Here is a 22,812-nt window from a genome sequence, read left to right on the forward strand (position 1 = left end):
ATGACCCTCAGCACCAAGATCGCCTGGGACGACACCGTCCTGCCGTTTCAGCTCGACCGTTCCGACATTCGCGGGCGGGTCGCACGGCTTGATGGTACGATGGACCAGATCCTGTCGCAGCATAACTACCCGCGCGGGATCGAGGCGATGCTGGCTGAAATGGCGCTGCTGACCGCCCTGATTGGCCAGACCATCAAGCTGCGCTGGAAACTGTCCCTGCAGGTGCGCGGCGACGGTCCCCTGCGCATTCTGGCGACCGATATCTATGCCCCCGCGAAAGAGGGTGAGAAGGCGCAGATCCGCGCCTATGCCTCCTACGATCAGGAGAAATATGTCGAAGGCGCGGACCCGTTCGCGCAGATCGGCAAAGGCTATTTCGCGATCCTGATCGACCAGGGCAAGGGCAACACCCCTTATCAGGGCATCACACCCGTGGCCGGTGGCTCGCTTGCCGCCTGCGCCGAGGCCTATTTCGCCCAGTCCGAACAGCTGCCCACCCGGTTCGCGCTATCCTATGGGCACAGCACGGAACCCGGCGGCCAAAGCGGCTGGCGCGCGGGTGGCGTGATGTTGCAGCACATGCCCAAGGCCAGCCCCCATGTAGCCGGTGAAGGCGGATCGGGCGAGGAAGGGCTTTTGTCGGCCACCGACCTGCTCGGCGATGACGACAGTGAAAACTGGAACCGCGCCAATATCCTGCTCGACACCGTCGAAGAGCTGGAGCTTGTGGGCCCCTCCGTATCCCCCACCGATCTGCTCCTTCGCCTCTTCCACGAGGAAGCGCCCCGGGTCTTCGATGCGATGCCCGTGTCCTTCGGCTGCACCTGTTCGGAAACCCGTGTGCGCGAAAGCCTGTCGATCTATTCGGCCAAGGACATCGCCCATATGACCAAGGATGATGGCCGCGTGACCGCCGATTGCCAGTTCTGCGGCGCGCATTACGATCTCGACCCGCTATCCCTGGGGTTCGAGGCCGTGAAGAACCCGGATGGCTCCGATATCTGATCTGGCCCGCATAAGCCGGGCGCTGGCCGGGGCTGCCCCGGCCTCGTCGGACTATGACCTGAACCCAGGCATCGTGTTGCCCGAGGGTCGCAAGCTGAAACCCGCCGCCGTTCTGATGCCGATCATCGAGACCGACCGGGGCGCGCGGGTGATCCTGACGATGCGCTCGGCGCGGCTCAAGCATCATCCGGGCCAGATCGCCTTTCCCGGCGGGCGGATCGACGACACCGATGCTGATGCGGTGGCCGCCGCGCTGCGCGAAAGCCGGGAGGAGATCGGGCTGGACCCGTCGAATGTCGATATTCTGGGGCAGCTTTCCCCCCATGAGACCGTGACCAGCTATACCGTCACCCCCTTCGTGGGTCGCATCCGCACGCCGTTTACACCCGTGCCAGAGGCGGGCGAGGTGGCCGAGGTCTTCTCCGTCCCCCTGCCTTTCCTCATGAACCCCGCCAGCTACCGCACCGAACGCCGCCGCTGGCGAGGCGTCTGGCGGTCCTACTACGTCGCCCCCTACGGCCCTTACTACATCTGGGGCGCGACCGCGCGGATGCTGAAGGGGCTGGCCGATCGGGTGGCGTCATGATCCTGAACACCGACTGGCTGCATCACCAAGGCACGCAAACCCTGTGCAAGGCGCTGGAGGCGGAGGGGTTTCACGCGCTCTTCGTCGGCGGCTGCGTCCGGAACGGGCTGCTTGGCCTGCCAACGGATGACATCGACATTTCAACCGACGCGCGCCCCGAACGGGTGATGCAGATCGCCGAGGCCAATGGGCTGAAGGCCGTGCCCACCGGCATCGACCATGGCACCGTGACCGTGATTGCCGATGGCCTGCCGCATGAGGTCACGACCTTCCGCCGCGACGTGGAAACCGATGGCCGCCGCGCGGTGATCGCCTTTGCCGACCGGGTGGAGGAAGACGCGATGCGGCGCGACTTCACCATGAACGCGCTCTATGCGGATGCCGAAGGCCGGGTGATCGACCCCCTGGGCAGCGGCGTTGCCGACCTGCGGGCGCGGCGGTTGCGATTCATCGGCGACCCGCATGACCGTATCCGCGAGGACTACCTTCGCATTCTGCGCTTCTTCCGCTTTCATGCCCATTACGGCGATCAGGCCGCGGGGCTGGACGCCGATGGCCTTGCTGCCTGCGCCGAAATGGCCGATGGCATCGACCACCTGTCGCGCGAACGGATCGGGCACGAGATGCGCAAACTGCTGCGCGCCGCCGATCCCGCGCCCTCTGTTGCCGCCATGGCGCAAGCGGGTATCCTGCGCCATGCCTTGCCGGGGGCCGATGCCAGGGCGCTGCCGATCCTCGTTCATGCCGAGGCCGATCTGGGCGTCCCCCCCGATTATTGCCGCCGCCTGGCCGCAATCGGCGGCGAGACCCCCGGCGATGCCCTGCGCCTGTCCAAGGCGGACGCACGCCGGGTGCAGCTGCTGCGCGATGCGGTCGGGTCAGTGATGGGCGCGGGCGAGCTGGGGTACCGCGTGGGCTTCGACACCGCCCGCGACGTGCTGCTGTTGCGCGTGGCGCTGCTGGAAACGCCACTCGCGCAGTCGGAACTGGAGGCGGCACAATCCGCCGACGGGCTGCACCTGCCGGTAAAACCCGCCGACCTGATGGCGATCGGACTGCAAGGCCCCGCGCTTGGCGACCGGATGCGAGAGATCGAGGCGCGCTGGATTGCATCCGGCTTCACCCTCACCCGAGCGGAGCTCTTGCCTTGACAGCCCGCGCGCGCTGACGTCCTGTCTGCCGACCGCAATCAGGACCAATCCCTTGGACCCGCTCTACGCCTTCGTTTTCGCCGGGCTCTTTTCACCCGGACCGAACGTGATCCTTCTGACCGCCTCCGGCGCGCGCTTCGGCTTTCGCGCGACGCTGCCGCATGTGTTCGGCGTGGCGGTTGGCGTGGGCGTCATCGCGGCGCTGATGGGTCTTGGGATCGGCACGTTGCTGCTGGCGCAACCGGCGCTGGCCTTCTCGTTGAAACTGATCGCAGCGGGTTGGATTCTGTGGATGGCCTACGCCCTGATCCGCAAGAGTGACCTGTCCGGCGGCAAGGCGGGGGAGCGGCCCTTTACCTTCTGGCAGGCAGTCCTCTTTCAATGGGTGAACCCCAAGATCTGGGCCGTGGCCCTGGCCGCCGCAGCAGGCTATGGCATCGGCCTCAGCCCCGCGGGCGAGGCACAGCGCCTTGCCACCGCATTCTCGGGCATCAACCTTTTCGTTTGCCTGTTCTGGAGCTTCGCAGGCTCGCTCCTCGCCCTGCTCCTGACCACCCCCCGTGCGTGGACGGTGTTCCGACTGTGCATGGGTGCAGCCCTCGCCGCCTCTGCCGTCATGGTCTTCCTGTAGCGCGCGGGCTATATCTGCTCGGGACAGGACCCTTTTCAGACCGCGCTTGATGTTTCGTTTCTTCGAAAACCTGGTCGACCCCTACACGGACTATCCCGAACGGGACAGCCCGCCCAACCGGCTGTGGCCGTTCCTGTGGGACTACTCGCAACCCTTCAAGCGGCTCTTCCTGATCACGGCGATCATGTCTGTCGTCGTGGCGGTGATGGAGATCTGGCTGATCTCATACATGGGCCGTCTGGTGGACCTGCTGACCGGCGCGGACCCCGCGCAGTTCATCGGCGATCACGGGTGGGAACTGCTGGCCGTCGCGCTCTTCATCCTGTTCCTGCGCCCGATCCTGCACGGGCTTGACGTGGCGCTGCTCAACAACGGGATTCTCGTCAATTTCGGCACGCTCATCCGCTGGCGCGCGCATCGCCATGTGCTGCGCCAATCCGTGGGCTGGTTCGAGAATGACTTCGCAGGCCGCATCGCCAACCGGATCATGCAGGCCCCGCCCGCTGCGGGTGACGCCGTCTTTCAGGTGTTCGACGCGATCACCTTTTCGCTGGCCTATCTGGTCGGCGCCGCCGTGCTGCTCGCCGATGCCGATCTGCGCCTTGTCCTGCCGCTGCTGATCTGGTTCGTCCTTTATGGGCTGCTTGTGCGCTGGACGATGCAGCGCGTGGGCCCGGCTTCCAAGGCCAGTTCCGACGCGCGGTCCATGACCACGGGGCGCGTCGTCGACAGCTACACCAATATCCACTCGGTCAAGCTCTTCGCCCATCACGACAGTGAAATCAGCTACGCGAAAGAGGCGATCGAGCACACCCGCCGCACCTTCGCCGCTGAAATGCGCATCTACACGATGATGGACGTGATGCTGACGGCGCTGAACGGCTTCCTTGTCGTGGCGGTCGTCGGATGGGCCGTGTGGCTGTGGATGCAGGGCACGGCCTCGGTGGGCATCGTGGCGGCGGCCACGGCGCTGACCCTGCGGCTCAATGCCATGACCGGCTGGATCATGTGGGCGCTCAGCACTTTCTTCCGCTCGCTCGGTGTGGTGTCGGAGGGCATGGAAACCATCGCCCAACCCATCACCCTGACCGACGCGCCGAACGCCAAGCCGCTGGAGTTGACACGCGGAGAGGTCCGCCTGGAAAAGCTGCGCCACCACTACGGACGTGGTTCCGGCGGGTTGCAGGACGTGACCCTGACCATTCAGCCGGGCGAAAAGGTGGGCCTGATCGGTCGCTCTGGCGCGGGGAAATCGACACTCGTCAAGCTGCTGCTCCGCTTCTACGACCCCGAGGGCGGGCAGGTCCTGATCGACGGACAGGACATCACGCAAGTCACGCAGGACAGCCTGCGCAGCCATATCGGCATGGTCCAGCAGGACAGTTCGCTTCTGCACCGGTCGGTGCGCGACAATATCCTCTATGGTCGCCCCGATGCCAGTGAAGAGGACATGCTGCAAGCCGCCAAACGGGCCGAAGCGCATGAGTTCATTCTCGATCTGGAAGACCCGCAGGGCCGCAAGGGCTATGACGCCCATGTGGGCGAACGCGGCGTGAAACTGTCGGGCGGTCAGCGCCAGCGGGTGTCACTGGCCCGCGTGATCCTGAAGGACGCGCCCATTCTGGTGCTGGACGAGGCCACAAGCGCGCTCGACTCAGAAGTCGAGGCCGCGATTCAGGACACGCTTTATGGCGTGATGGAGGGCAAGACCGTGATCGCCATTGCGCACCGGCTGTCCACCATCGCCCATATGGACCGGATCGTCGTGCTGGACGATGGCCATATCGTCGAAAACGGCACGCATGAGGAGCTTTTGGCGCTGAACGGCCTATATGCCGGCTTCTGGGCGCGCCAGTCGGGCGGGTTCATCGGGACAGAGGACGCCGCCGAATGATGAACCGCCTTGCCAACCTGATCGACGCCTTCCGCCCTGCGGACGGCCCGCCGCCAAACAAGCTGCTGGCGTTCTTCAACTGGTGCCTCAAGGGCGCGTGGCCGGTGCTGATCGGGGCCGCACTGGTCTCGGGCCTTGCTGGCATGTTCGAGGTGGGCTCCGCCGTGGTTCTGGGCCTTGTCGTCGATGCCGCCAGCACCACCGACCCCGCCACGATGATCCAGACCCACTGGCATATCCTGTTGGCCGGGATCGCCTTCTTCCTTGTCCTGCGCCCGCTGGCTTTCGCCGCCTCTTCCGCCGCCAGCACCCTTGTCGTCGGCCCCGCCGTCAACGTGCTGGTGTTGCAACGGCTCAATCGTCACACGCTTGGCCAGTCCGTCACCTTCTTCGACGACGATTTCGCAGGCCGCATCGCGCAGAAACAGATGCAGACCGCCAGCGCCGTGACCAATGTGGTGACCGAATTCGTGAACGTCGTGGCCTTTGCGCTGGCGTCTCTTGTCGGCTCGCTCCTGCTGCTCATCACCATCGACGGACGCATGGCGATTGCGCTGTTTATCTGGCTCATCGCCTATTTCGCGACGATCAGCTTCTTCCTGCCGCGCGTGCGGAAACTGTCCAAGGCACGGGCGGGCGCACGGGCTGCTGTCTCAGGCCAGGTCGTCGACACGATCACCAACATCAAAACCGTCAAGCTCTTCGCCCACCACGCGTTCGAGGACCGCTCAGCCTTAAACGCCATGGAAAAATTCCGCGAAAAGGCCATTGGCTTCGGGCGCATCTCGGCCAGCTTCCGGCTGGCCCTGATGACGGTTGCGGGTGCGCTGCCTGTGATCCTGATTGGCGGCACGGTCTGGCTCTGGACCCAGGGTATCGCCAGCACCGGCGATATCGCCGCCACCGGCGCCGTGTCGATCCGCATCGCGCAAATGACGGGTTGGGTCAGTTTCGTTCTGATGGCGATCTATTCCAATCTGGGCGAGGTCGAGGACGGGATGAACACGCTTTCGCCCCCGCACACGCTGACCGACCATGACGATGCGCTGGAGGTGGAACGCGCCGACGGCCATCTGCAGTTCAGCGATGTCAGCTTCGCCTATGGTCGCGAAGAGGGCGGCGTGACCGGCCTGTCCCTTGATGTGCATCCCGGCGAAAAACTGGGCATCGTCGGCGCCTCGGGCGCGGGCAAATCCACACTGGTCGCCCTGCTGCTGCGGCTCTACGACGCCGAAGAGGGTCAGGTGCTGCTCGATGGCTGCGATGTGCGCGACCTGACGCAGGAAAGCCTGCGCCGCCAGATCGCCATGGTCACGCAGGAAACCGCGATGTTCAACCGATCTGCCCGCGACAACATTCTCTATGGCCGCCCCGGCGCGCATGAAGATGAGATGATCGACGCCGCCAAGCGGGCCGAGGCGCATGAGTTCATCCTCGGGCTAGAGGATCACATGGGCCGCACCGGCTATGACGCCTATCTTGGTGAACGCGGCGTGAAACTGTCGGGTGGCCAGCGCCAGCGCATCGCGCTGGCCCGTGCCTTCCTGAAGGACGCCCCGGTTCTGGTGCTGGACGAGGCCACCAGCGCGCTCGACTCAGAAGTCGAGGCTGCAATTCAGGACACGCTTGGCGACGTCATGGAAGGCAAGACCGTCATCGCCATCGCGCACCGCCTGTCCACCATCGCCCAGATGGACCGCATCATCGTGCTGGATCAGGGCCGTGTCGTGGAAGAGGGCTCTCACGACGCGCTGCTTGACGCAGGCGGCCTCTATGCGCGCTATTGGAACCGTCAGTCGGGCGGCTTCATCGGGATTCAGGAAGCCGCCGAGTAGGAGGTGCGCCCATGGATCTTGAAACCGTCCCGGCAGAGGACTTCGGCCGCAGCCTGACCGGCATCGGCGTCAATCTTCTGACCCCGAATGTGCGCGCGCTGGCCGCGTTCCTTGAAGATATCTTCGGCCTGACCGCACACCGCCTGTCCGACGATTTCGCCATTGTCCGTCACGGCGAGATAATGATGCAGCTGCATTCCGACGGCACCTATCACAGCCACCCATTGCTCGGTCTTGTGCCCGAAACGCCGCCACGCGGAGCGGGCGTGCAGCTCTACCTCTTCGGAATCGACCCCGACGACGCCGTGGCAAAAGCCGAAGCCGCCGGCCACATGGTGCTCGAATCCCCCGCCGACAAACCCCACGGCCTGCGCGAGGGCACGATCCTCAGCCCCGAAGGCTACGCCTTCAGCCCCGCGATCCCCAAGGCGTAACCGCTTCCCGCCGGGACGAATCCACGCTATGCGCTGCCCATGGAAATCACGATTCAAAGACTGGGCCACAAGGGCGACGGCATTGCCGAGGGCCCGCTGCTCGCGCCCCTGACCCTGCCCGGCGAGGTCGTCGAGGGCACGGTCGACGCTGGCCGCATGGACGCCCCCCGCATCCTCACCCCCTCGCCTGATCGGGTGAAAGCCCCCTGCGCCCATTTCCGCCAATGCGGCGGCTGCGCGCTGCAACACGCCTCGGACAGCTTCCTCGCCCGCTGGAAACAGCAGGTCGTGGAAACCGCCCTTTCCGCGCAGGGCCTGACCACCAAGTTCCGCCCCATCCACGTCTCGCCGCCCCGCAGCCGCCGCCGCGCCACTCTCGCGGGCACCCGCACCAAGAAAGGCGCGCTTGTGGGCTTCCATGCCCGCCGGTCCGACACGATAGTACCAATCACCGACTGCCACGTGCTGCACCCCGACCTGATGGCCGTGCTGCCCGCGCTGGAACAGATCACCCGAATGGGCGGCTCGCGCAGCGCCACGCTGGCCTTCGCGCTCACCCGCTCTGACGCAGGCATCGACTGTGCCGTCACCGGCGGCAAACCGCTGGACGAGGCGCTGCGCATGGCGCTGCCGCAATTCCTGCGCCAGTTCGCCCGCCTGACCTGGGACGATGAAACCGTCTTCACCGAGACACCCCCGGTTCAGCATTTCGGCACCGTCGCCGTCACCCCGCCCCCCGGCGCCTTCCTGCAAGCGACGCCCGACGGCGAGGCCACGCTCGTCGCGGCCATGATCGAAGCCACGACAGGCGCAAAGCACATCGTCGATCTCTTCTGTGGCTCCGGCACCTTCAGCTTCCCGCTGGCTGCACGCACCCCTGTGCATGCCGTCGAAGGCGACCGCGCCATGATCGCCGCGCTCGACCATGCCACCCGCCACGCCACCGGCATCAAGAAGGTCACCAGCGAGGTGCGAGACCTCTTCCGCCGTCCGCTGATGTCCGAGGATCTCGCCCTCTATGACGCCGCCGTGATCGACCCGCCCCGCGCGGGGGCCGAGGCGCAGGTGCGCGAACTGGCGGCGTCAGGCATCGCGAAGATCGGCTTCGTCTCCTGCAACCCCGTCACCTTCGCCCGCGACGCGAAAACGCTCACCGATGCAGGCTACAGCCTCGATTGGGTGCAAGTGGTCGACCAGTTCCGCTGGAGCCCCCATGTGGAACTTGCCGCCAGCTTCACCCGCGCACATATGTAAGCCCGAACAGGGGAGGTCTCGAATGCGGCACTGGCTTGAAACCCGGTTGGAAACGGCGCTGGTGCGCAACACGATCATTGGTGTGATCGTGTTCAACGCGGTGATCCTCGGGTTGGAAACATCAGATGAGGCCATGACAAGGGCGGGCGGTCTGATCACCGCGCTAGACCGCATCTGCCTTGCGATTTTCGTCGTCGAGCTCACCGCCAAGCTGATCGCCTATGGCACCCGCTTCTTCCGTTCCGGCTGGAACCTCTTCGACGCCGTCATCATCGGCATCGCGCTTGTGCCCGGCGGTCAGGGTCTCTCGGTCCTGCGCTCGCTTCGCATCCTGCGGGTTCTGCGCGTGATCTCGGTCGCACCACGCCTGCGCCGGGTGGTCGAAGGCTTCGTGCGTGCGCTTCCCGGCATGGGCAGCGTGTTTCTGCTGATGGGGATCATCTTCTATATCGGCGCCGTCATGGCGACCAAGCTCTTCAGCGCCAGCTTCCCCGACTGGTTCGGCGATCTCGGCCGGTCTCTCTACACGCTTTTCCAGATCATGACGCTGGAAAGCTGGTCCATGGGCATCGTCCGCCCGGTGTTGGAGGTCTACCCCTATGCCTGGGCCTTCTTCGTGCCCTTCATCATGATCACCACCTTCGCGGTCGTGAACCTGCTGGTCGGTCTCATCGTGAACTCCATGCAGGACGCCCATTCCGAAGAGGAAACGGCCCAGACCGAAACCTACCGCGACGAGGTGCTGGAACGGCTGAAGGCCATCGAGGCGCGGCTGGACCGGCAGGGATGATCCTGCGCGCCTTCGTCCCTTCCGACCGTGACTGGCTCATCGACCGACACCGCGTGCTCTATGGCGCAGAGTTCGGTTTCACTCCCGACTTCGGAAACAGCATCGCAGAGAAGCTCGACGCGTTTCTCGCTCGCGAAGACCCCGCAAAACACCTCTGGATCGCCGAAGCAGACGGCCAGCGCATCGGCTCCATCGCCATATCCGACCGCAACGGCACGGGCTTCCTCAACTTCGTCCTGCTAGAGCCTTCTGCCCGCGGCCAGGGCCTTGGCCATCACCTGATGCAAACCGCCCTTGACCATGCGCGCAGCAAGGGCTTCACCCAGGCAACACTCGAAACATACAGCTGCCTCACCGCCGCCCGCGCCCTCTACCGCGCCCACGGCTTCACCATCTCCGAAACCGATCCCGGCTGGCACCGTTTCGGCCAGAGCTTCGACCGCGAGTTCTGGCAAGCCGATCTCTGATCCCCGCCAGGACAGCCGCGAAACGCCGCCCTTTCATCTTGGCAAAAATACCTCCGCCGGAGGCATCCCGCCCTCACCACAAGCCCAATCGGCAGATCCGGTGCAACTCCCCCTCCAAGACCTCGTGGCAACGCGGCATGACGAGGCCTCCGGCGTCAGCCGGGGGTTGAGGAGGGCCGCTCCCGGGTCGACGCGCGATACGCGGCGAAACCGGATTCCGTCTGCACGGGGGGTGTACAGGGGGTGTACGGGGGGTGCACGCATGGCGACGAGGTAATTTTGCAGCTGACCCTTGCCCCGGCGCGGGCTCTGCGCTACCTCAAGTCCTACCTCGGGGTGGCCCAAAAGGCCTGAGATGCATCACGCGAACCCGTTGAACCTGAACCGGTTAGGACCGGCGGAGGGAAGGTATGCGGGTTGGTCCCGCCACTTCTCCACCGCCCGTCGCGAAATGGAGAAAGTGGATATGAAAACCCCCATCATCGCCGCGGGATTTGCCCTTCTTGCCAGCACGGCAATGGCGCAAGATTCCGTATTGATCGTCTATACTTATGACAGCTTTGTCTCTGACTGGGGCCCCGGCCCGCAGATCGAGGCCGCTTTCGAGGAAACCTGCGGCTGCGATCTGCAATTCGTCGGTGCAGGCGACGGCGCAGCACTTCTGGCGCGGCTCTTTCTGGAAGGCGCCCAGACCGGCGCCGATGTGGTGCTTGGTCTCGATACAAACCTCATCGCCTCGGCCCGTGCAATGGATCTGATCGCCCCGCATGGCATCGACGCCGAATCCCTCACCATGCCCATATCTTGGGACGATCCGCAGTTCCTCCCCTATGACTGGGGGTACTTCGCATTTGTCCACGGCACCGATCTGGAAAATCCCCCGTCGAATTTCCGCGATCTGGCCGATAGCGATCTGCGCATCGTGATCCAGGATCCCCGCTCCTCCACCCCCGGCCTCGGCCTTCTGATGTGGGTACATGCCGCCTATGGCGATGAGGCCGCCAGCATCTGGGAGGGGCTGGCCGATAACATCGTCACCGTCACGCCGGGCTGGTCCGAGGCCTATGGGCTATACCTTGAAGGTGAGGCGGATATGGTCCTTTCCTACACCACCTCGCCCGCCTATCACCTGATCGCGGAAGAAGATGACAGCCACACCGTCGCGGCCTTCGAGGAAGGCCATTACATGCAGGTGGAGGTTGCCGGGATCGTCAACATTTCCAACGAGATGGAACTTGCCCATCAGTTCATGGAGTTCATGCTGACCCCGGCCTTCCAGGAAGTCATCCCGACAACAAACTGGATGTATCCGGCGGCCTTGCCGGCCGAGACTCTGCCAGCCGGGTTCGAGACGCTGATCATGCCCGAAACGCCCCTGCTGCTCAGCCCCGAGGACGCGCAGGCGGTGCGGGTTCAGGCACTGGATGAATGGCAAGCCGCGCTGAGCCGATAAGCGCGGTGCAGAGGGCAGGCGCGGCGATTGCCGCGCTTGTCCTTCTGGCCGTGCTGGGACCGCTTGCGGCGGTCCTGTGGCGGGCCGAGTCCGTCACGGGCCTTGGCCCTGCCGACTTCTCCGCCATCCGCTTCACGATCTGGCAGGCCTTCCTGTCGGCTGTCTTCAGCATCGTTCTGGCGATCCCTGTCGCTCGCGCCCTTGCAAGGCGCAGCTTTCCGGGCCGGGCGGCGCTGATCGCGCTTATGGGCGCGCCCTTCATCCTTCCGGTGATCGTGGCCGTTCTTGGGTTGATCACCATCTTCGGCAGGCGCGGCGTGCTGAACGAGGGGCTGGCGGCGCTTGGTATTCCTGGCCTTGAAATCTACGGGCTGCACGGCGTCGTTCTGGCCCATGTCTTTTTCAACCTGCCACTGGCGGTGCGGTTGTTCCTGCAAGGCTGGCTGGCCATTCCGGCGGAGCGGTTCCGGCTGGCCGCGACGCTTGGTTTCACCCCCCGCGACATCGCCCGCCACATGGAAAGGCCGATGCTGTGGCAGGTCGCGCCAGGGGCTTTTCTGGTGATCTTCCTGATCTGTACCACCTCTTTCGCGGTGGCCCTGATCCTGGGTGGTGGACCGCGCGCCACGACGGTCGAACTCGCCATCTATCAGGCCTTCCGCTACGAATTTGACCTTGGACGTGCGGCGATGCTGGGGCTGGTGCAGGTGGGGATCTGCGTGGTGGCGGGGCTTCTGGTGCTGCGTGTGGCGGTGCCTGCGGCCATGGGTACGGGGCTGGATCGTCCGTTGGAACGGTTTGACCGACAGACCACCCTGCAGCGGGCGGGTGACTGGCTGGCCATCACGTTGGCCGCGCTGTTCCTGCTGATGCCGCTTCTGGCGGTGCTACTGCGCGGGGTGGGGGGTGTGCTGACCCTGCCCGGATCTGTCTGGGCCGCGGCAGAACGTTCGGTCCTGCTGTCTCTGGCCACGGCTACGCTGGCCGTCGCGCTGGCCCTGCCCATGGCGTTGCTGATCGCGCGGGGACGGGCACGGGGGTTGTTGGAAACCATCGGGGCGCTGTCGATTGCCGTGTCGCCGCTGGTGATCGGCACGGGGCTTTTCCTGATCCTGCGGCCATATGTGAACCCCTCCAGTTCCGCCCTGCCTGTTACCGGTCTGGTCAACGCGCTTGCCGCCTTGCCTTTCCTGCTGCGTGCCTTGGTGCCTGCCATCGAGGCAGCCGAGGCGGGGTATGGTCCGCTCGCGGATTCTCTTGGCCTGACGGGGGGACAGCGGCTGCGCCATGTGCTGCTGCCCCGCATCCGCCGCCCGCTCGGGTTCGGGGCGGGATTGGCGGCGGCGATGTCGATGGGTGATCTTGGGGTCATCACGCTCTTTGCCGCCCCGCAGGACGGCACATTGCCGCTGGAGATGTTCCGCCTGATGGGGGCCTATCGCACCGATGATGCCGAGGCGGCAGCGCTGGTTCTGCTGGTGCTGAGCCTGCTGCTGTTCTGGATTTTTGACCGCGGGGGGCGGGCGAATGCTGCGACTTGATGATGTTGTTCTCGGGTTTGAGGGCTTCACCCTCAGCGCCGATCTGTCGGTTCCCAAGGGCGCCCGGCTGGCCATTCTCGGGCCGTCGGGCGGCGGAAAGACGACGCTGCTAAGCACCATAGCGGGATTTCTGCGACCTGATACGGGGCGTGTCATTCTTGACGGGCAGGACGTTACGGATTGGCCGGTGCAGGACCGGCCCCTGTCGATCCTGTTCCAGGAGGGCAACCTGTTCCCCCACCTGACGGCCTTCGACAATGTGGCGCTTGGGGTCGACCCGAGCCTGAAGCTGACCGAGGTACAGCGCGCCGACGTGGCGCGCGCGCTGGATCAGGTGGGGCTTGGCGATATGGGCGCGCGCAAGCCCGGCGACCTGTCAGGCGGGCAGCGGTCGCGCGTGGCGCTGGCGCGGATGTTGCTGCGCCGCAAGCCGCTGGCATTGCTGGACGAGCCTTTCGCGGCGCTCGATCCGGGGCTGAGGCGAGAGATGCTGTCGCTGGTGGGCGATCTCTGCGACGCGGAAGGGCTGATGCTGGTCATGGTCAGCCACGATCTGCGCGATGCGGAGAGGCTGTGCACCGATCTGTGCCTGCTGGAAGAGGGGCGCATCATCCTGAACGGCGCATTGCAACCGATGCTGGCGGACCCGCCCGAGCTGCTTGCCCCCTGGCTCTAACGAAAAACGCGCCCCGGAGGGCGCGCTTTCCTTGTCTTCAAGCCGGGATCAGCTTTCCTTGGCAGCCCGCTTCACCGGCGCCCACAGACGCTTGTTGGTGAGGTAGAGCAGCGTCGACAGCAGGATCAGCAGGATAACGGCGGTGAAACCCATCCGCTTGCGCGCCATCATCTGCGGCTCGGCGGCCCACATCAGGAAGGCGGCCACATCTTCGGCCTGTTGTTCGATCGTGGCTGCGGTGCCGTCGTTATATTCGACCCCATCTTCCCAAAGCGGCGGTGCCATCGAGATCAGACCACCCGGGAACACGTCGTTCCCGTAAAGGAACGTGCCCGCCATTTCCTCGTCATGGCCGTTATAGCCCGACAGCAGCGCGGCGATGTATTCCGGGCCGCCAATGCCGTTGACCAGCGAGTTCAGACCGGTGCCCCAGGGACCGTGGAAGCCGAGACGCGCCTTGGCCATCATGCTGAGGTCAGGTGCGCCGGCGGCGGTGTTTTCCGGGAAGTTGTCTTCCGGGGTCGCGGCACGATAGTCGCGCAGGTCTTCGTCCCAGACTTCGATGAAGTTCTGTTCGATATAGGCGCGGACCTGATCCGGCGGGATGCCGGGGCCGTCTTCATCGGACAGGGTCCGGATCGGGACATAACGCAGGCCGTGGCAGGCGGAACAGACCTCGGTGTAGACCTGAAGGCCGCGTTGCAGCTGGTTCTGGTCGAAGGTGCCGAAGGGACCGTCGAAGGAGAAGCGGATGTTCTCCACGTGGCCGCCTTCGCCAGCGGCCAGCGCCGGGGAGCCAGCCAGAGCAACGGCGGTCAGCGCGGTGAGTGCAAGTTTCCTGAACATGCTATTCAGTCCTTTTCTTTTACTCGGCCGGGGTCGCGGCGTTGTCGCCGTTGGACCCGGACTTGCCGTAGTGCTCTTTGAAGTCTTCCTCGATGGTGGCGGGCTGCGGCAGCGGCTTTTCGAAGATGCCGAGCAGCGGCAGGATCACCAGGAAGTAGGCGAACCAGTAGGCCGACCCGATCAGGGCGATATAGGGATAGATCCCTTCCGCCGGGCGGGCACCCACCCACATCAGCACCATGAAGTCGACGACCAGCAGGGCGAACCACCACTTGAACATCGGGCGATAGCGACCGGACCGCACCGAAGAGGTGTCGAGCCACGGCACAATGGCCATCACGGCGATGGCGCCGAACATGGCGATCACACCGAAGAACTTGGCGTCGACGATACCACCGGTCAGCCAGTTGGCCGCGATCACAACCCAAACCTCGGAGTCGAAGGCGCGCAGGATCGCGTAGAAGGGCAGGAAGTACCATTCCGGAACGATATGGGCTGGCGTCGCCAGGGCGTTGGCTTCGATATAGTTATCCGGGTGGCCGAGGAAGTTCGGCATGAAGCCGACAACCGCGAAGAAACCAACCAGGACAACGGCAAGGGCGAAGACGTCCTTGATCACGAAATAGGGCCAGAAGGGCAGCGTGTCGGCGTCTGCTTCCTTGCGCGATGTGCGGCGCACTTCAACACCCGTGGGGTTGTTGTTGCCGGTGTGGTGGAAGGCCCAGATATGGACAACCACGAGCCCCGCAATCACGAAGGGCAGCAGGTAGTGCAGCGACAGGAAGCGGTTCAGCGTGGCGTTGTCCACGGCGGGTCCGCCAAGCAGCCAGGTCTGGATCGCATCGCCGATGAAGGGGATCGCGCCGAAGAGACCGGTGATCACCGTGGCCCCCCAGAACGACATCTGACCCCAGGGCAGAACATAGCCCATGAAGGCGGTGCCCATCATCATCAGGTAGATCAGCATGCCGATGATCCACGTCACTTCGCGGGGCGCCTTGTAGGACCCGTAGTAGAGACCGCGGAAGATGTGCAGGTAGACGGCGATAAAGAACAGCGAGGCGCCGTTCATGTGGATGTAACGAATGGCCCAGCCACCGTTCACGTTGCGCATGATGTGCTCGACCGAGGCGAAGGCCAGGTCGACATGCGGGGTGTAGTGCATCACCAGGATGATGCCGGTGACGATCTGCATGACAAGGCAGAAGGCCAGCACGATGCCCCAGATCCACATCCAGTTGAGGTTCTTGGGGGTGGGGATCATCAGGGTGTCATAGATCAGGCCAACCACGGGCAGGCGGCGGTGAAGCCACTTTGCACCGTTGGATTTCGGCTCGTAATGGTCGTGGGGAATGCCGGACATGTCTCGCTCCCTTAACCCAGAAGGATGGTGGTTTCGTCGACGAACGCCGCATTGGGAACCCAGAGGTTCTCAGGCGCGGGTCCGCGGCGGATACGGCCGGCGGTGTCGTAATGCGAGCCATGGCAGGGGCAGAACCAGCCGCCAAAGTCACCGGCACCGTCGCCAAGCGGGACACAGCCAAGGTGGGTACAGACGCCCCACATGACCAGCCATTCACCGGTGTTTTCGCCAGAGAAGTCAGCGAGCGTCCGGTTTTCATCGGCAGCAGAGGCATTGTCGCCGATATTCGGGTTGCGGGCATTGCCGTCAACGATATTGGCGGCACCGTCGTCCGCGCGGCCCTGCGCGATTTCCTCTTCCGTGCGGCGACGGATGAAGATCGGCTTGCCGAGGAACAGCACGGTCAACTGCGTGCCGGGGGCAAGGTCCGCCACGTCGACGCGCTTGGTCGAAGCGGCCTGAACGTCTGCGGACGGGTTCATCTGGTTGATCAGCGGCCAGACGGCAGCACCGGTCGCTACTGCACCCACGCCACCAGTGGCGTAGTACAGAAAGTCGCGGCGGGTGCTGGGATGATCTTCTGCGTGTGACACCGAAAGCGTCTCCCTCATCAGCGGCCCATGTCCCCGGGCCAAAAATCCTAGCGAGGCCACGGGCGTAGCGCAGCCATTGTCGCGCCTTCTACAAGCGCAAGGGGCGCGGCGTCCAGCGGACAAACGCGCGCATAGCGCCCGAATTGTCGCATATCTGCATCAAGAGCAAGGGGATGGGCGGGTTCAAGGCCCAAAAACCCGTCTGGTGTGTGGATCAGGTCAGGCTGAGTCGCATGGACCGGTGGGGGATTCCCGCATCGTCGAACTCTGGCCCATGGGCGGTGAAGCCGAGTCTCTCGTAGAAGGGCACCGCATGGGTCTGGGAATCGAGGATGACCTGCGTGAACCCGGCATCGCGCGCGTGGTCCAGAATGGCCAGCATGATCTGCCGCCCCAGCCCGCTGCCGCGATAGGAGGGCATGACCGCCACGCGCTGCACCTTGGCCACATCGCCCTTGGGCAGCAGCCGCGCACATCCGGCGGGTGTTGTTGCGTCACCCGCAAGGAAATGGGTGCAGGTTCCGTCCAGCCCGTCCCATTCTTCGGCCTCGCTGACGCCCTGTTCGCCCATGAACACCGCCTCGCGCACGGCGAAGCAGGCGGCGCGGTCTTCCGGCGTTGTTGCGATAAAGACATTCATGCGTGGGGCATAGTCGCCCGCATCGACTCTCGCTCGGCAAAGCGCGCTTCCCACGCGGCCAGCACATCGCGCCCCTTGCGCCAGTCCTTGTCCGGGTGGCGGAAATCGAGATAGCCGAGCGCGCATCCGATGGCGATCTGGCCCATGTCGAGCGGCCCGTGCAGGTGGCTCATCCAGCGGGTATCGAGCGCATCGAGCGCGCGGGTGATTTTTGCCCATTGTGCATCGAGCCAGGGTTGATAACGCATGTCCTCGGGCCGAACGCGGGCTTCGTAGACCATCAGAACGGCGGCCTCCATGATCCCGTCCCCGGTCGCTTCCAGCGTCAGCGTGTCCCAAAGCTGGTGCTCGGGGTAGAGGCCGGCTTTGGCGCGCGCATCGAGAAAACGGGTGATCACCCGGCTGTCATAAAGCGTCGGGCCATCGTCGCGGATCAGGGCGGGGATCTTGCCTACGGGGTTCGCGGCGGCAACCTCGGCGGCGGTGGCAACGGGGGTGGTTGCCACCTCCTGCAGGGCGATATCGTCCTGCCCGGTTTCCAGAAGCAGAACGCGCACCTTACGCACGAAGGGCGAGGCAGGCGCGGAAAGAAGCGTCATCATGTCAGGCGTTTCACTTTCAATCGGGTCAGGGCGGTGGCGTCGATCTCGACCCCGCGACCGGTGGAATTCAGACGGAAGATGCGCCGCCAGCGAAAGGTGGCGTTGGTCTGCCCGTCTGCGGTGCGCAGCGTGGCACCTTCGGGCGTGGCGTCCATGATGTCCTCCAGAGGCTGGTCGAGACGCCCGTGAGAAGTGGCGCGCGCCAGCACATAGCCTGCGATGGCGACAGTTCCGTATTTCAGTGCGATCCCGGCAAGCGGGGGCAGGGCAACGGGCATAAGAAATCCTCCTGTTCCAATAGGTAGGGGCGCGGGGGCCTCCTGTCTATTCCCCGTGCTCGACCCCCATCATCAGCGCGGCCAAAAGGGCGGTTTCCTGCCCGATATGCGCGCCGTTCAGGTGGCTGGCTGCTGATTGAAGGGCCTTGGAGGATTTGTTCTGGGCCAGTTTCCAGGTGCCATCGACCTCCGCCACTTCGAACCGAAAGGGCCGGATCATCCGCATTAGCCTTTCCTGAACATCCTCTGACGTCTTGTCGAGTGTCCAGGGATTCTTCGGCAGTAGGCGCGTTTCAAACATCTCGGTGAGCGTTTCCAGCGAAGCCCGCAGCGCGTCATCGGGCAACGGATGCAGCGTGCCGCGCAGGTGGACGGCGACGTAGTTCCAGGTCGGAACCTGCGCCGGGTCGCCGTACCAATCGGGCGAGATATAGCCATCAGGCCCGGTTACCGCGATGACGGCGGGCATGGGACCGGTGACAGCACGTGCGATGGGGTTCGACCGGACTAGGTGCAGGTCGGCACTGGCCCCATCCTCGGACAGCACAAACGGGATGTGAGAGATCATCGGCGCCGGATCACCGTTCACTGACAACACGCCAAAGCCCCGGTCTCGGGCAAAGCCCAGGTTCCGGTCGCGGCTTTCCTGCCGATAGGCGGGGTTCGGGTGCATGGGCGTTCTCCTGCCGTGATTGGTCGTTTGTGCAGCTTGCTTAACTAGGCAGGCTTTGCAACAGTGGCCGCGTTCTCAGGGCGGGGTGAAATTCCCCACCGGCGGTATGCGGGCGATGCCCCGTAAGCCCGCGAGCGCCCTCGTTCACGCGGGGGGTCCAGCAGATCCGGTGAGAGGCCGGGGCCGACGGTGATAGTCCGGATGAAAGAGAACGAGCAGGGGGCGCGCCTTTCGGGTGCGGTCCCTGCCCGTGATCGCCTTGGGTGACGTGTCAGTTATCGAAAGGAGATCATAGATGACACACACCCGATATGCGTTCGTGAAGGCCAACTGGCATTCCGAGATCGTGGATCAGGCCCTTGTGGGCTTTACCGAAGTCATTCCCGCCGAGCAGGTGGATGTCTTCGACGTGCCCGGCGCGTTCGAGATGCCGCTTTTGGCGCGTGACCTGGCCGCTTCGGGCCGCTACGGGGCCGTGGCCTGCGCGGCCCTGGTCGTCGATGGCGGCATCTACCGGCATGATTTCGTGGCGCAGGCCGTGGTGGACGGGCTGATGCGCGCAGGGATGGATACAGGCGTTCCGGTCCTGTCCGTGTCGCTGACCCCGCATCACTTCCAGGAAACCGAACATCACATCGGCATCTTCAAGGCCCATTTCGTTCAAAAGGGGCGTGAGGCCGCCCATGCCGCCCTTGGCATCCTGCGCACGCGCGCCGCATTGGCCACCGACCAGGCCGCCTGACCGATGGGGGGCGTGGCCCATCCTGCCGCGCCCCCTTGTGGTCCCACCCCATTCAGCCCATGGTGACCGCGACCTTTCCCGCGAGTCCCCCATGCTGAACGGCATTGCCCTGCGCCTGCTATCGGTCGGCTTTTTCGCCGCCATGTCCGCCACCGTGCACGGGCTGTCCCATAGCGTGCCGGTCGGACAGATTGTCTTCTGGCGCAGCTTCGTCGCGATCATTCCCATCGTCATCTACATGGCCTGGATCGGGCGCTTCCCAAACGGGTTCCTGACCAAGCGCCCCGGCGGCCACTTCATGCGCGGGCTGTTCGGGGGCATCTCGATGGTGCTGTCCTTCATCTCTCTGGCCTATCTGCCGGTCGCCAATGCCACCGCGCTGGCCTTCCTCGGGCCGCTCGTCTCGCTGCCCTTCGCGGCAATGCTGTTGGGCGAGGTGCTGACCCGCCGCATCATCTGGGCGGCTTTCATCGGCTTTGGCGGTGTGCTGCTGATGCTGGCCAGCAGTCTGGTGCGTCCCGATGCCGATCCGGGCCAGTTGATCGGGATCGCCGCGGGCCTTGGTTTTGCCGCCACCATGGGGCTGGTGCGCGTGCAGATCCGCAACCTGACAAAGACCGAAAGCGCCGTGACCATCGCCTTCTGGTTCTCGGTCACCTGTTCCGGCATCGGGCTTCTGAGCCTGCCGCTCGGTTGGGTGCCCATGGTGGGTGATGTTTTGTGGTATCTCGTCTTTGCCGGGTTGCTTGGCGGCGTGGCGCAGATCCTCGCCACCGAGGCCGCCGCGCGCGTGCCGGTCTCTCAACTGGCACCCTTCGACTACACGGGGATGATCTGGGCGCTTGGCTTCGACGTGATCCTGTTCAGCCAGTTCCCCGACTGGATCAGCTTCATCGGCATGGGGGCCATTGTGATGGCCGGGATCATCACCGTGGTCACGCCCAAATCCGAACGTCCCGCCGCCGCGCCGCCCGCACCAAGGCAGCCCTGGCACTAGGCCCTCAGCCCGGTTCGCGCCTGAGCGATTGTGCCATGCAATGGATGCCGCCGCCCATCATGGTGAACAAGTCCATTTCCGGGTCGTAGACTGTGAACCCGTTGGCGCGCAGCTTGGCGATCAGGTCTTTGCTGGCCGCCGGTGCCAAAACGCGATCCCCGCCAAGGGACATCACGTTACAGCCGAGCGCCATCGTATCGCGAAAGCCCACGGGGATGATCTCCACCCCACGGGACTTGAGCCAGTCGGTGACGTGATCGGGGGTCGTCTCCAGGCAGACCGCCGCGCATTTCGGGGCAATCATGCAGACCATCAGGTCGATGTGCACATAGTAGGGGTCGATATAGGCATAGTGCACCTCCCACCCCTCTTTCTCGACCCAGGCGCCGATCTGGCGGGCCGAAACCTCTTCGCAGCGCAGGCCGGTATAGCCGATCAGCACCGCGCCGGGTTCGATGATATGGAAATCGCCGCCCTCGAAATTGCCCGCGCTGACCATGTCGTAGATCGGGATTCCGGCCCCGAGATAGAAGCGCAGCGCCGCCGAATATTCCCCTCGCCTGCGCGGGTTGGCCATCTGGGTGATGACCGCACCCCACGGGGTCATGAAGCTGGAATCGCGGGCATAGACCCCGTATTTCAGATGTTCATCGGCGGGCAGGGTGTGGATGGTCACGCCCGCACCTTCATAGGCGTCGCACATCTCGCGGTATTGCTTGACCGCGATTTGGTGATCCCATTTGCGCCCGGTACGCGCGGTTTCACGGTAGATCGAGCTGAAGGCCGCGTTGTCCATATGCCCGAAGGTTTCCACGGGGCCAAGCAGCACGTCTTGCAGCACGCCATATTCGGAGTCGATTCCCCAGTTTGGAAGCGGCTCGGTGCCCCCCAGTGGGTTACGCGCCTGAAGCGGCGGATTGGCAGGGCGTTGATCGTCTGGCATGGGGTTCTCCGCTTTCGGTTTGCGTGAACGATAGCGGAGGAAGGCCGTCAAGCAATAAAAAGGGTCGTTTCGGCACCGCTTTCGACGCTGTGTTCGCGGACAGCCAGGTCAGGCTCGACTGAGTAAGAAGGCAGTTGGCATGCCTCAGACCCGCGCCCTCAGGCGCAAAGCTGGTTGCCTTCGATACCCGTGATCACCGCGCTGACGATCTGCCCCTCGGGTTGCGGATCGCGGAAGCTGACCTCGGTAAACTGCTCGCTCCGGCCCATATGGGGGTTTTCCAGAAGGACCGAGTGCCTACGCCCCACCTGAGCTGCCAGATGCGCTGCAACCTGACGCTCCCCCGCCTCTCGCAGCCGGGCCGCGCGGTCCTTGATCACGTTGCCATTCACCTGATTGGGAATGCGCGCCGCCGGGGTGCCGTTCCGTTTGGAATAGGGGAAGACATGCAGCCATGTGAGGTCGCAGTCGGTGACCAGCTTCAGCGAGTTTTCGAAATGCGCCTCGGTCTCGGTCGGGAAACCCGCGATGATATCGGCGCCGAAGGTCATCTCGGGGCGCAGGCGCCGCGCCTCTTCACAGAAGCGGATGGCATCGTCGCGCAGGTGGCGCCGGGCCATGCGTTTCAGGATCAGGTCGTCGCCATGCTGAAGCGACAGGTGCAGATGCGGCATCAGGCGCGGCTCCGTCGCGATGGCCTGCATCAGGTTCTCGTCCGCCTCGATGGAATCGATGGAGGAGATGCGCAGGCGCGGCAGGTCCGGCACCAGTTTCAGGATGCGCATGACCAGATCGCCAAGACGCGGGGTCGAGGGCAGGTCCGCCCCCCAAGAGGTCAGATCGACGCCTGTCAGCACGACCTCGTTATAGCCGCGATCCACCAGCCGCTTGATCTGGTCCACCACCACGCCCGCAGGGACGGACCGGGAATTGCCGCGCCCATAGGGAATGATGCAGAAGGTGCAGCGATGGTCGCACCCGTTCTGAACCTGCACATAAGCGCGCGACCTTGTGCCGAATCCGTCGATCAGGTGGCCCGCCGTTTCGGTGACCGACATGATGTCATCGACCATGACCTTCTCGGTCTGGCCGATGAAATCCCCCGCGATACCGGCCCAGGTTTCAGGCTGCATCTTCTCGGTGTTGCCGATCACCAGGTCGACCTCATCCATCGCTTTGAACGTGTCGGGTTCGGTCTGCGCGGCGCAGCCGGTGACGATGATCTTCGCGCCCGGATTGTCGCGGCGCAGCTTGCGAATCTCCTGCCGCGCTTTTCGCACCGCCTCGGCCGTAACCGCGCAGGTGTTCACCACCACGGCATTCTCCACCCCGGCCTGTTGGCTGAGCGCTTTCATCGCCTCGGTTTCGTAGGCATTGAGCCGACAGCCGAGCGTGTGGAAAACGGGGGGCCTCATGGA

At 64.5% G+C, this 22,812-nt stretch carries 24 protein-coding genes and 2 riboswitches; of the genes, 15 read left to right on the plus strand and 9 right to left on the minus strand.

The window, feature by feature from the left end; all coding sequences use genetic code 11:
* From RBB16_RS10155 to RBB16_RS10215, 13 genes are all read left to right on the plus strand, one after another.
* The gene (locus tag RBB16_RS10155) at positions 1 to 1,005 is read left to right on the plus strand and encodes an Hsp33 family molecular chaperone HslO (RefSeq protein ID WP_306046057.1); all 1,005 of its coding nucleotides are present in this window, start codon (positions 1 to 3) and stop codon (positions 1,003 to 1,005) included.
* Positions 989 to 1,591 (plus strand): CoA pyrophosphatase, encoded by a 603-nt coding sequence (locus RBB16_RS10160; protein ID WP_306046058.1) that lies wholly within the window; start codon positions 989 to 991, stop codon positions 1,589 to 1,591. The genes RBB16_RS10155 and RBB16_RS10160 overlap by 17 nt, the downstream gene beginning before the upstream one ends.
* Positions 1,588 to 2,742 (plus strand): CCA tRNA nucleotidyltransferase, encoded by a 1,155-nt coding sequence (locus RBB16_RS10165; RefSeq protein WP_306046059.1) that lies wholly within the window; start codon positions 1,588 to 1,590, stop codon positions 2,740 to 2,742. The genes RBB16_RS10160 and RBB16_RS10165 overlap by 4 nt, the downstream gene beginning before the upstream one ends.
* Before the next feature lie 52 nt (positions 2,743 to 2,794).
* Entirely contained in the window at positions 2,795 to 3,373 is a 579-nt protein-coding gene (locus RBB16_RS10170; protein ID WP_306046060.1) for a LysE family translocator, read from the plus strand.
* A 49-nt stretch (positions 3,374 to 3,422) separates the two neighbouring features.
* Positions 3,423 to 5,267: an ABC transporter ATP-binding protein gene (locus tag RBB16_RS10175; protein ID WP_306046061.1), complete on the plus strand. Its 1,845-nt coding sequence runs from the start codon at positions 3,423 to 3,425 to the stop codon at positions 5,265 to 5,267.
* A complete protein-coding gene (locus RBB16_RS10180) occupies positions 5,264 to 7,102 on the plus strand; it encodes an ABC transporter ATP-binding protein (protein WP_306046062.1) in 1,839 nt (612 codons plus the stop codon). The genes RBB16_RS10175 and RBB16_RS10180 overlap by 4 nt, the downstream gene beginning before the upstream one ends.
* Positions 7,103 to 7,113: 11 nt before the next feature.
* Positions 7,114 to 7,536, plus strand: coding sequence for a VOC family protein (locus tag RBB16_RS10185; RefSeq protein ID WP_306046063.1), 423 nt, complete (start codon positions 7,114 to 7,116; stop codon positions 7,534 to 7,536).
* 39 nt (positions 7,537 to 7,575) lie between these two features.
* On the plus strand, positions 7,576 to 8,790 hold the full coding sequence (locus tag RBB16_RS10190; RefSeq protein WP_306046064.1) for a class I SAM-dependent RNA methyltransferase: 1,215 nt from the start codon (positions 7,576 to 7,578) through the stop codon (positions 8,788 to 8,790).
* Between the two features lie 22 nt (positions 8,791 to 8,812).
* Positions 8,813 to 9,580 (plus strand): ion transporter, encoded by a 768-nt coding sequence (locus tag RBB16_RS10195; protein ID WP_306046065.1) that lies wholly within the window; start codon positions 8,813 to 8,815, stop codon positions 9,578 to 9,580.
* On the plus strand, positions 9,577 to 10,047 hold the full coding sequence (locus tag RBB16_RS10200) for a GNAT family N-acetyltransferase (protein ID WP_306046066.1): 471 nt from the start codon (positions 9,577 to 9,579) through the stop codon (positions 10,045 to 10,047). Before RBB16_RS10195 ends, RBB16_RS10200 begins: the two co-directional genes overlap by 4 nt.
* A gap of 322 nt (positions 10,048 to 10,369) precedes the next feature.
* Positions 10,370 to 10,470, plus strand: a riboswitch (TPP riboswitch).
* Positions 10,471 to 10,513: 43 nt separating this feature from the next.
* On the plus strand, positions 10,514 to 11,500 hold the full coding sequence (gene thiB / locus RBB16_RS10205; protein ID WP_306046067.1) for a thiamine ABC transporter substrate binding subunit: 987 nt from the start codon (positions 10,514 to 10,516) through the stop codon (positions 11,498 to 11,500).
* Positions 11,476 to 13,041, plus strand: a complete 1,566-nt coding sequence (locus tag RBB16_RS10210; protein ID WP_306046068.1) for a thiamine/thiamine pyrophosphate ABC transporter permease ThiP — start codon at positions 11,476 to 11,478, stop codon at positions 13,039 to 13,041. Before thiB ends, RBB16_RS10210 begins: the two co-directional genes overlap by 25 nt.
* Positions 13,028 to 13,717, plus strand: a complete 690-nt coding sequence (locus RBB16_RS10215) for an ATP-binding cassette domain-containing protein (RefSeq protein ID WP_306046069.1) — start codon at positions 13,028 to 13,030, stop codon at positions 13,715 to 13,717. Before RBB16_RS10210 ends, RBB16_RS10215 begins: the two co-directional genes overlap by 14 nt.
* Positions 13,718 to 13,765: 48 nt before the next feature.
* Here the strand turns inward: RBB16_RS10215 and RBB16_RS10220 are convergent, their stop codons facing one another.
* From RBB16_RS10220 to RBB16_RS10250, 7 genes are all read right to left on the minus strand, one after another.
* Positions 13,766 to 14,563, minus strand: a complete 798-nt coding sequence (locus RBB16_RS10220) for a cytochrome c1 (protein WP_306046070.1) — start codon at positions 14,561 to 14,563, stop codon at positions 13,766 to 13,768.
* A 19-nt stretch (positions 14,564 to 14,582) separates the two neighbouring features.
* Entirely contained in the window at positions 14,583 to 15,926 is a 1,344-nt protein-coding gene (locus RBB16_RS10225) for a cytochrome b N-terminal domain-containing protein (protein WP_306046071.1), read from the minus strand.
* Between the two features lie 11 nt (positions 15,927 to 15,937).
* On the minus strand, positions 15,938 to 16,519 hold the full coding sequence (gene petA, locus RBB16_RS10230) for a ubiquinol-cytochrome c reductase iron-sulfur subunit (protein WP_071689645.1): 582 nt from the start codon (positions 16,517 to 16,519) through the stop codon (positions 15,938 to 15,940).
* 214 nt (positions 16,520 to 16,733) lie between these two features.
* The gene (locus RBB16_RS10235) at positions 16,734 to 17,159 is read right to left on the minus strand and encodes a GNAT family N-acetyltransferase (protein ID WP_306046072.1); all 426 of its coding nucleotides are present in this window, start codon (positions 17,157 to 17,159) and stop codon (positions 16,734 to 16,736) included.
* The gene (locus RBB16_RS10240; protein WP_306046101.1) at positions 17,156 to 17,758 is read right to left on the minus strand and encodes a glutathione S-transferase family protein; all 603 of its coding nucleotides are present in this window, start codon (positions 17,756 to 17,758) and stop codon (positions 17,156 to 17,158) included. The genes RBB16_RS10235 and RBB16_RS10240 overlap by 4 nt, the downstream gene beginning before the upstream one ends.
* On the minus strand, positions 17,758 to 18,039 hold the full coding sequence (locus RBB16_RS10245) for a hypothetical protein (protein ID WP_071689628.1): 282 nt from the start codon (positions 18,037 to 18,039) through the stop codon (positions 17,758 to 17,760). Before RBB16_RS10245 ends, RBB16_RS10240 begins: the two co-directional genes overlap by 1 nt.
* Positions 18,040 to 18,085: 46 nt before the next feature.
* Positions 18,086 to 18,712: an FMN-binding negative transcriptional regulator gene (locus tag RBB16_RS10250; RefSeq protein ID WP_306046073.1), complete on the minus strand. Its 627-nt coding sequence runs from the start codon at positions 18,710 to 18,712 to the stop codon at positions 18,086 to 18,088.
* 67 nt (positions 18,713 to 18,779) lie between these two features.
* A riboswitch (FMN riboswitch) is annotated at positions 18,780 to 18,929 on the plus strand.
* Positions 18,930 to 19,007: 78 nt separating this feature from the next.
* Between RBB16_RS10250 and RBB16_RS10255 the strand changes: the two genes are divergently transcribed.
* Together RBB16_RS10255 and RBB16_RS10260 are read left to right on the plus strand one after the other, a co-directional pair.
* Entirely contained in the window at positions 19,008 to 19,454 is a 447-nt protein-coding gene (locus tag RBB16_RS10255) for a 6,7-dimethyl-8-ribityllumazine synthase (protein ID WP_306046074.1), read from the plus strand.
* Between the two features lie 91 nt (positions 19,455 to 19,545).
* Positions 19,546 to 20,451, plus strand: a complete 906-nt coding sequence (locus tag RBB16_RS10260; RefSeq protein ID WP_306046075.1) for a DMT family transporter — start codon at positions 19,546 to 19,548, stop codon at positions 20,449 to 20,451.
* Between the two features lie 4 nt (positions 20,452 to 20,455).
* Here RBB16_RS10260 and RBB16_RS10265 read toward each other — a convergent pair whose 3' ends face one another.
* The gene (locus RBB16_RS10265; protein ID WP_306046076.1) at positions 20,456 to 21,394 is read right to left on the minus strand and encodes a dimethylarginine dimethylaminohydrolase family protein; all 939 of its coding nucleotides are present in this window, start codon (positions 21,392 to 21,394) and stop codon (positions 20,456 to 20,458) included.
* A 158-nt stretch (positions 21,395 to 21,552) separates the two neighbouring features.
* Complete coding sequence (gene mtaB, locus RBB16_RS10270) at positions 21,553 to 22,809, minus strand: tRNA (N(6)-L-threonylcarbamoyladenosine(37)-C(2))-methylthiotransferase MtaB (protein WP_306046102.1); 1,257 nt, start codon at positions 22,807 to 22,809, stop codon at positions 21,553 to 21,555.
* Positions 22,810 to 22,812: the final 3 nt, after the last annotated feature.

It is taken from the genome of Nioella sp. MMSF_3534 (genome assembly GCF_030732985.1).
Classification (GTDB): Bacteria; Pseudomonadota; Alphaproteobacteria; order Rhodobacterales; family Rhodobacteraceae; genus Nioella.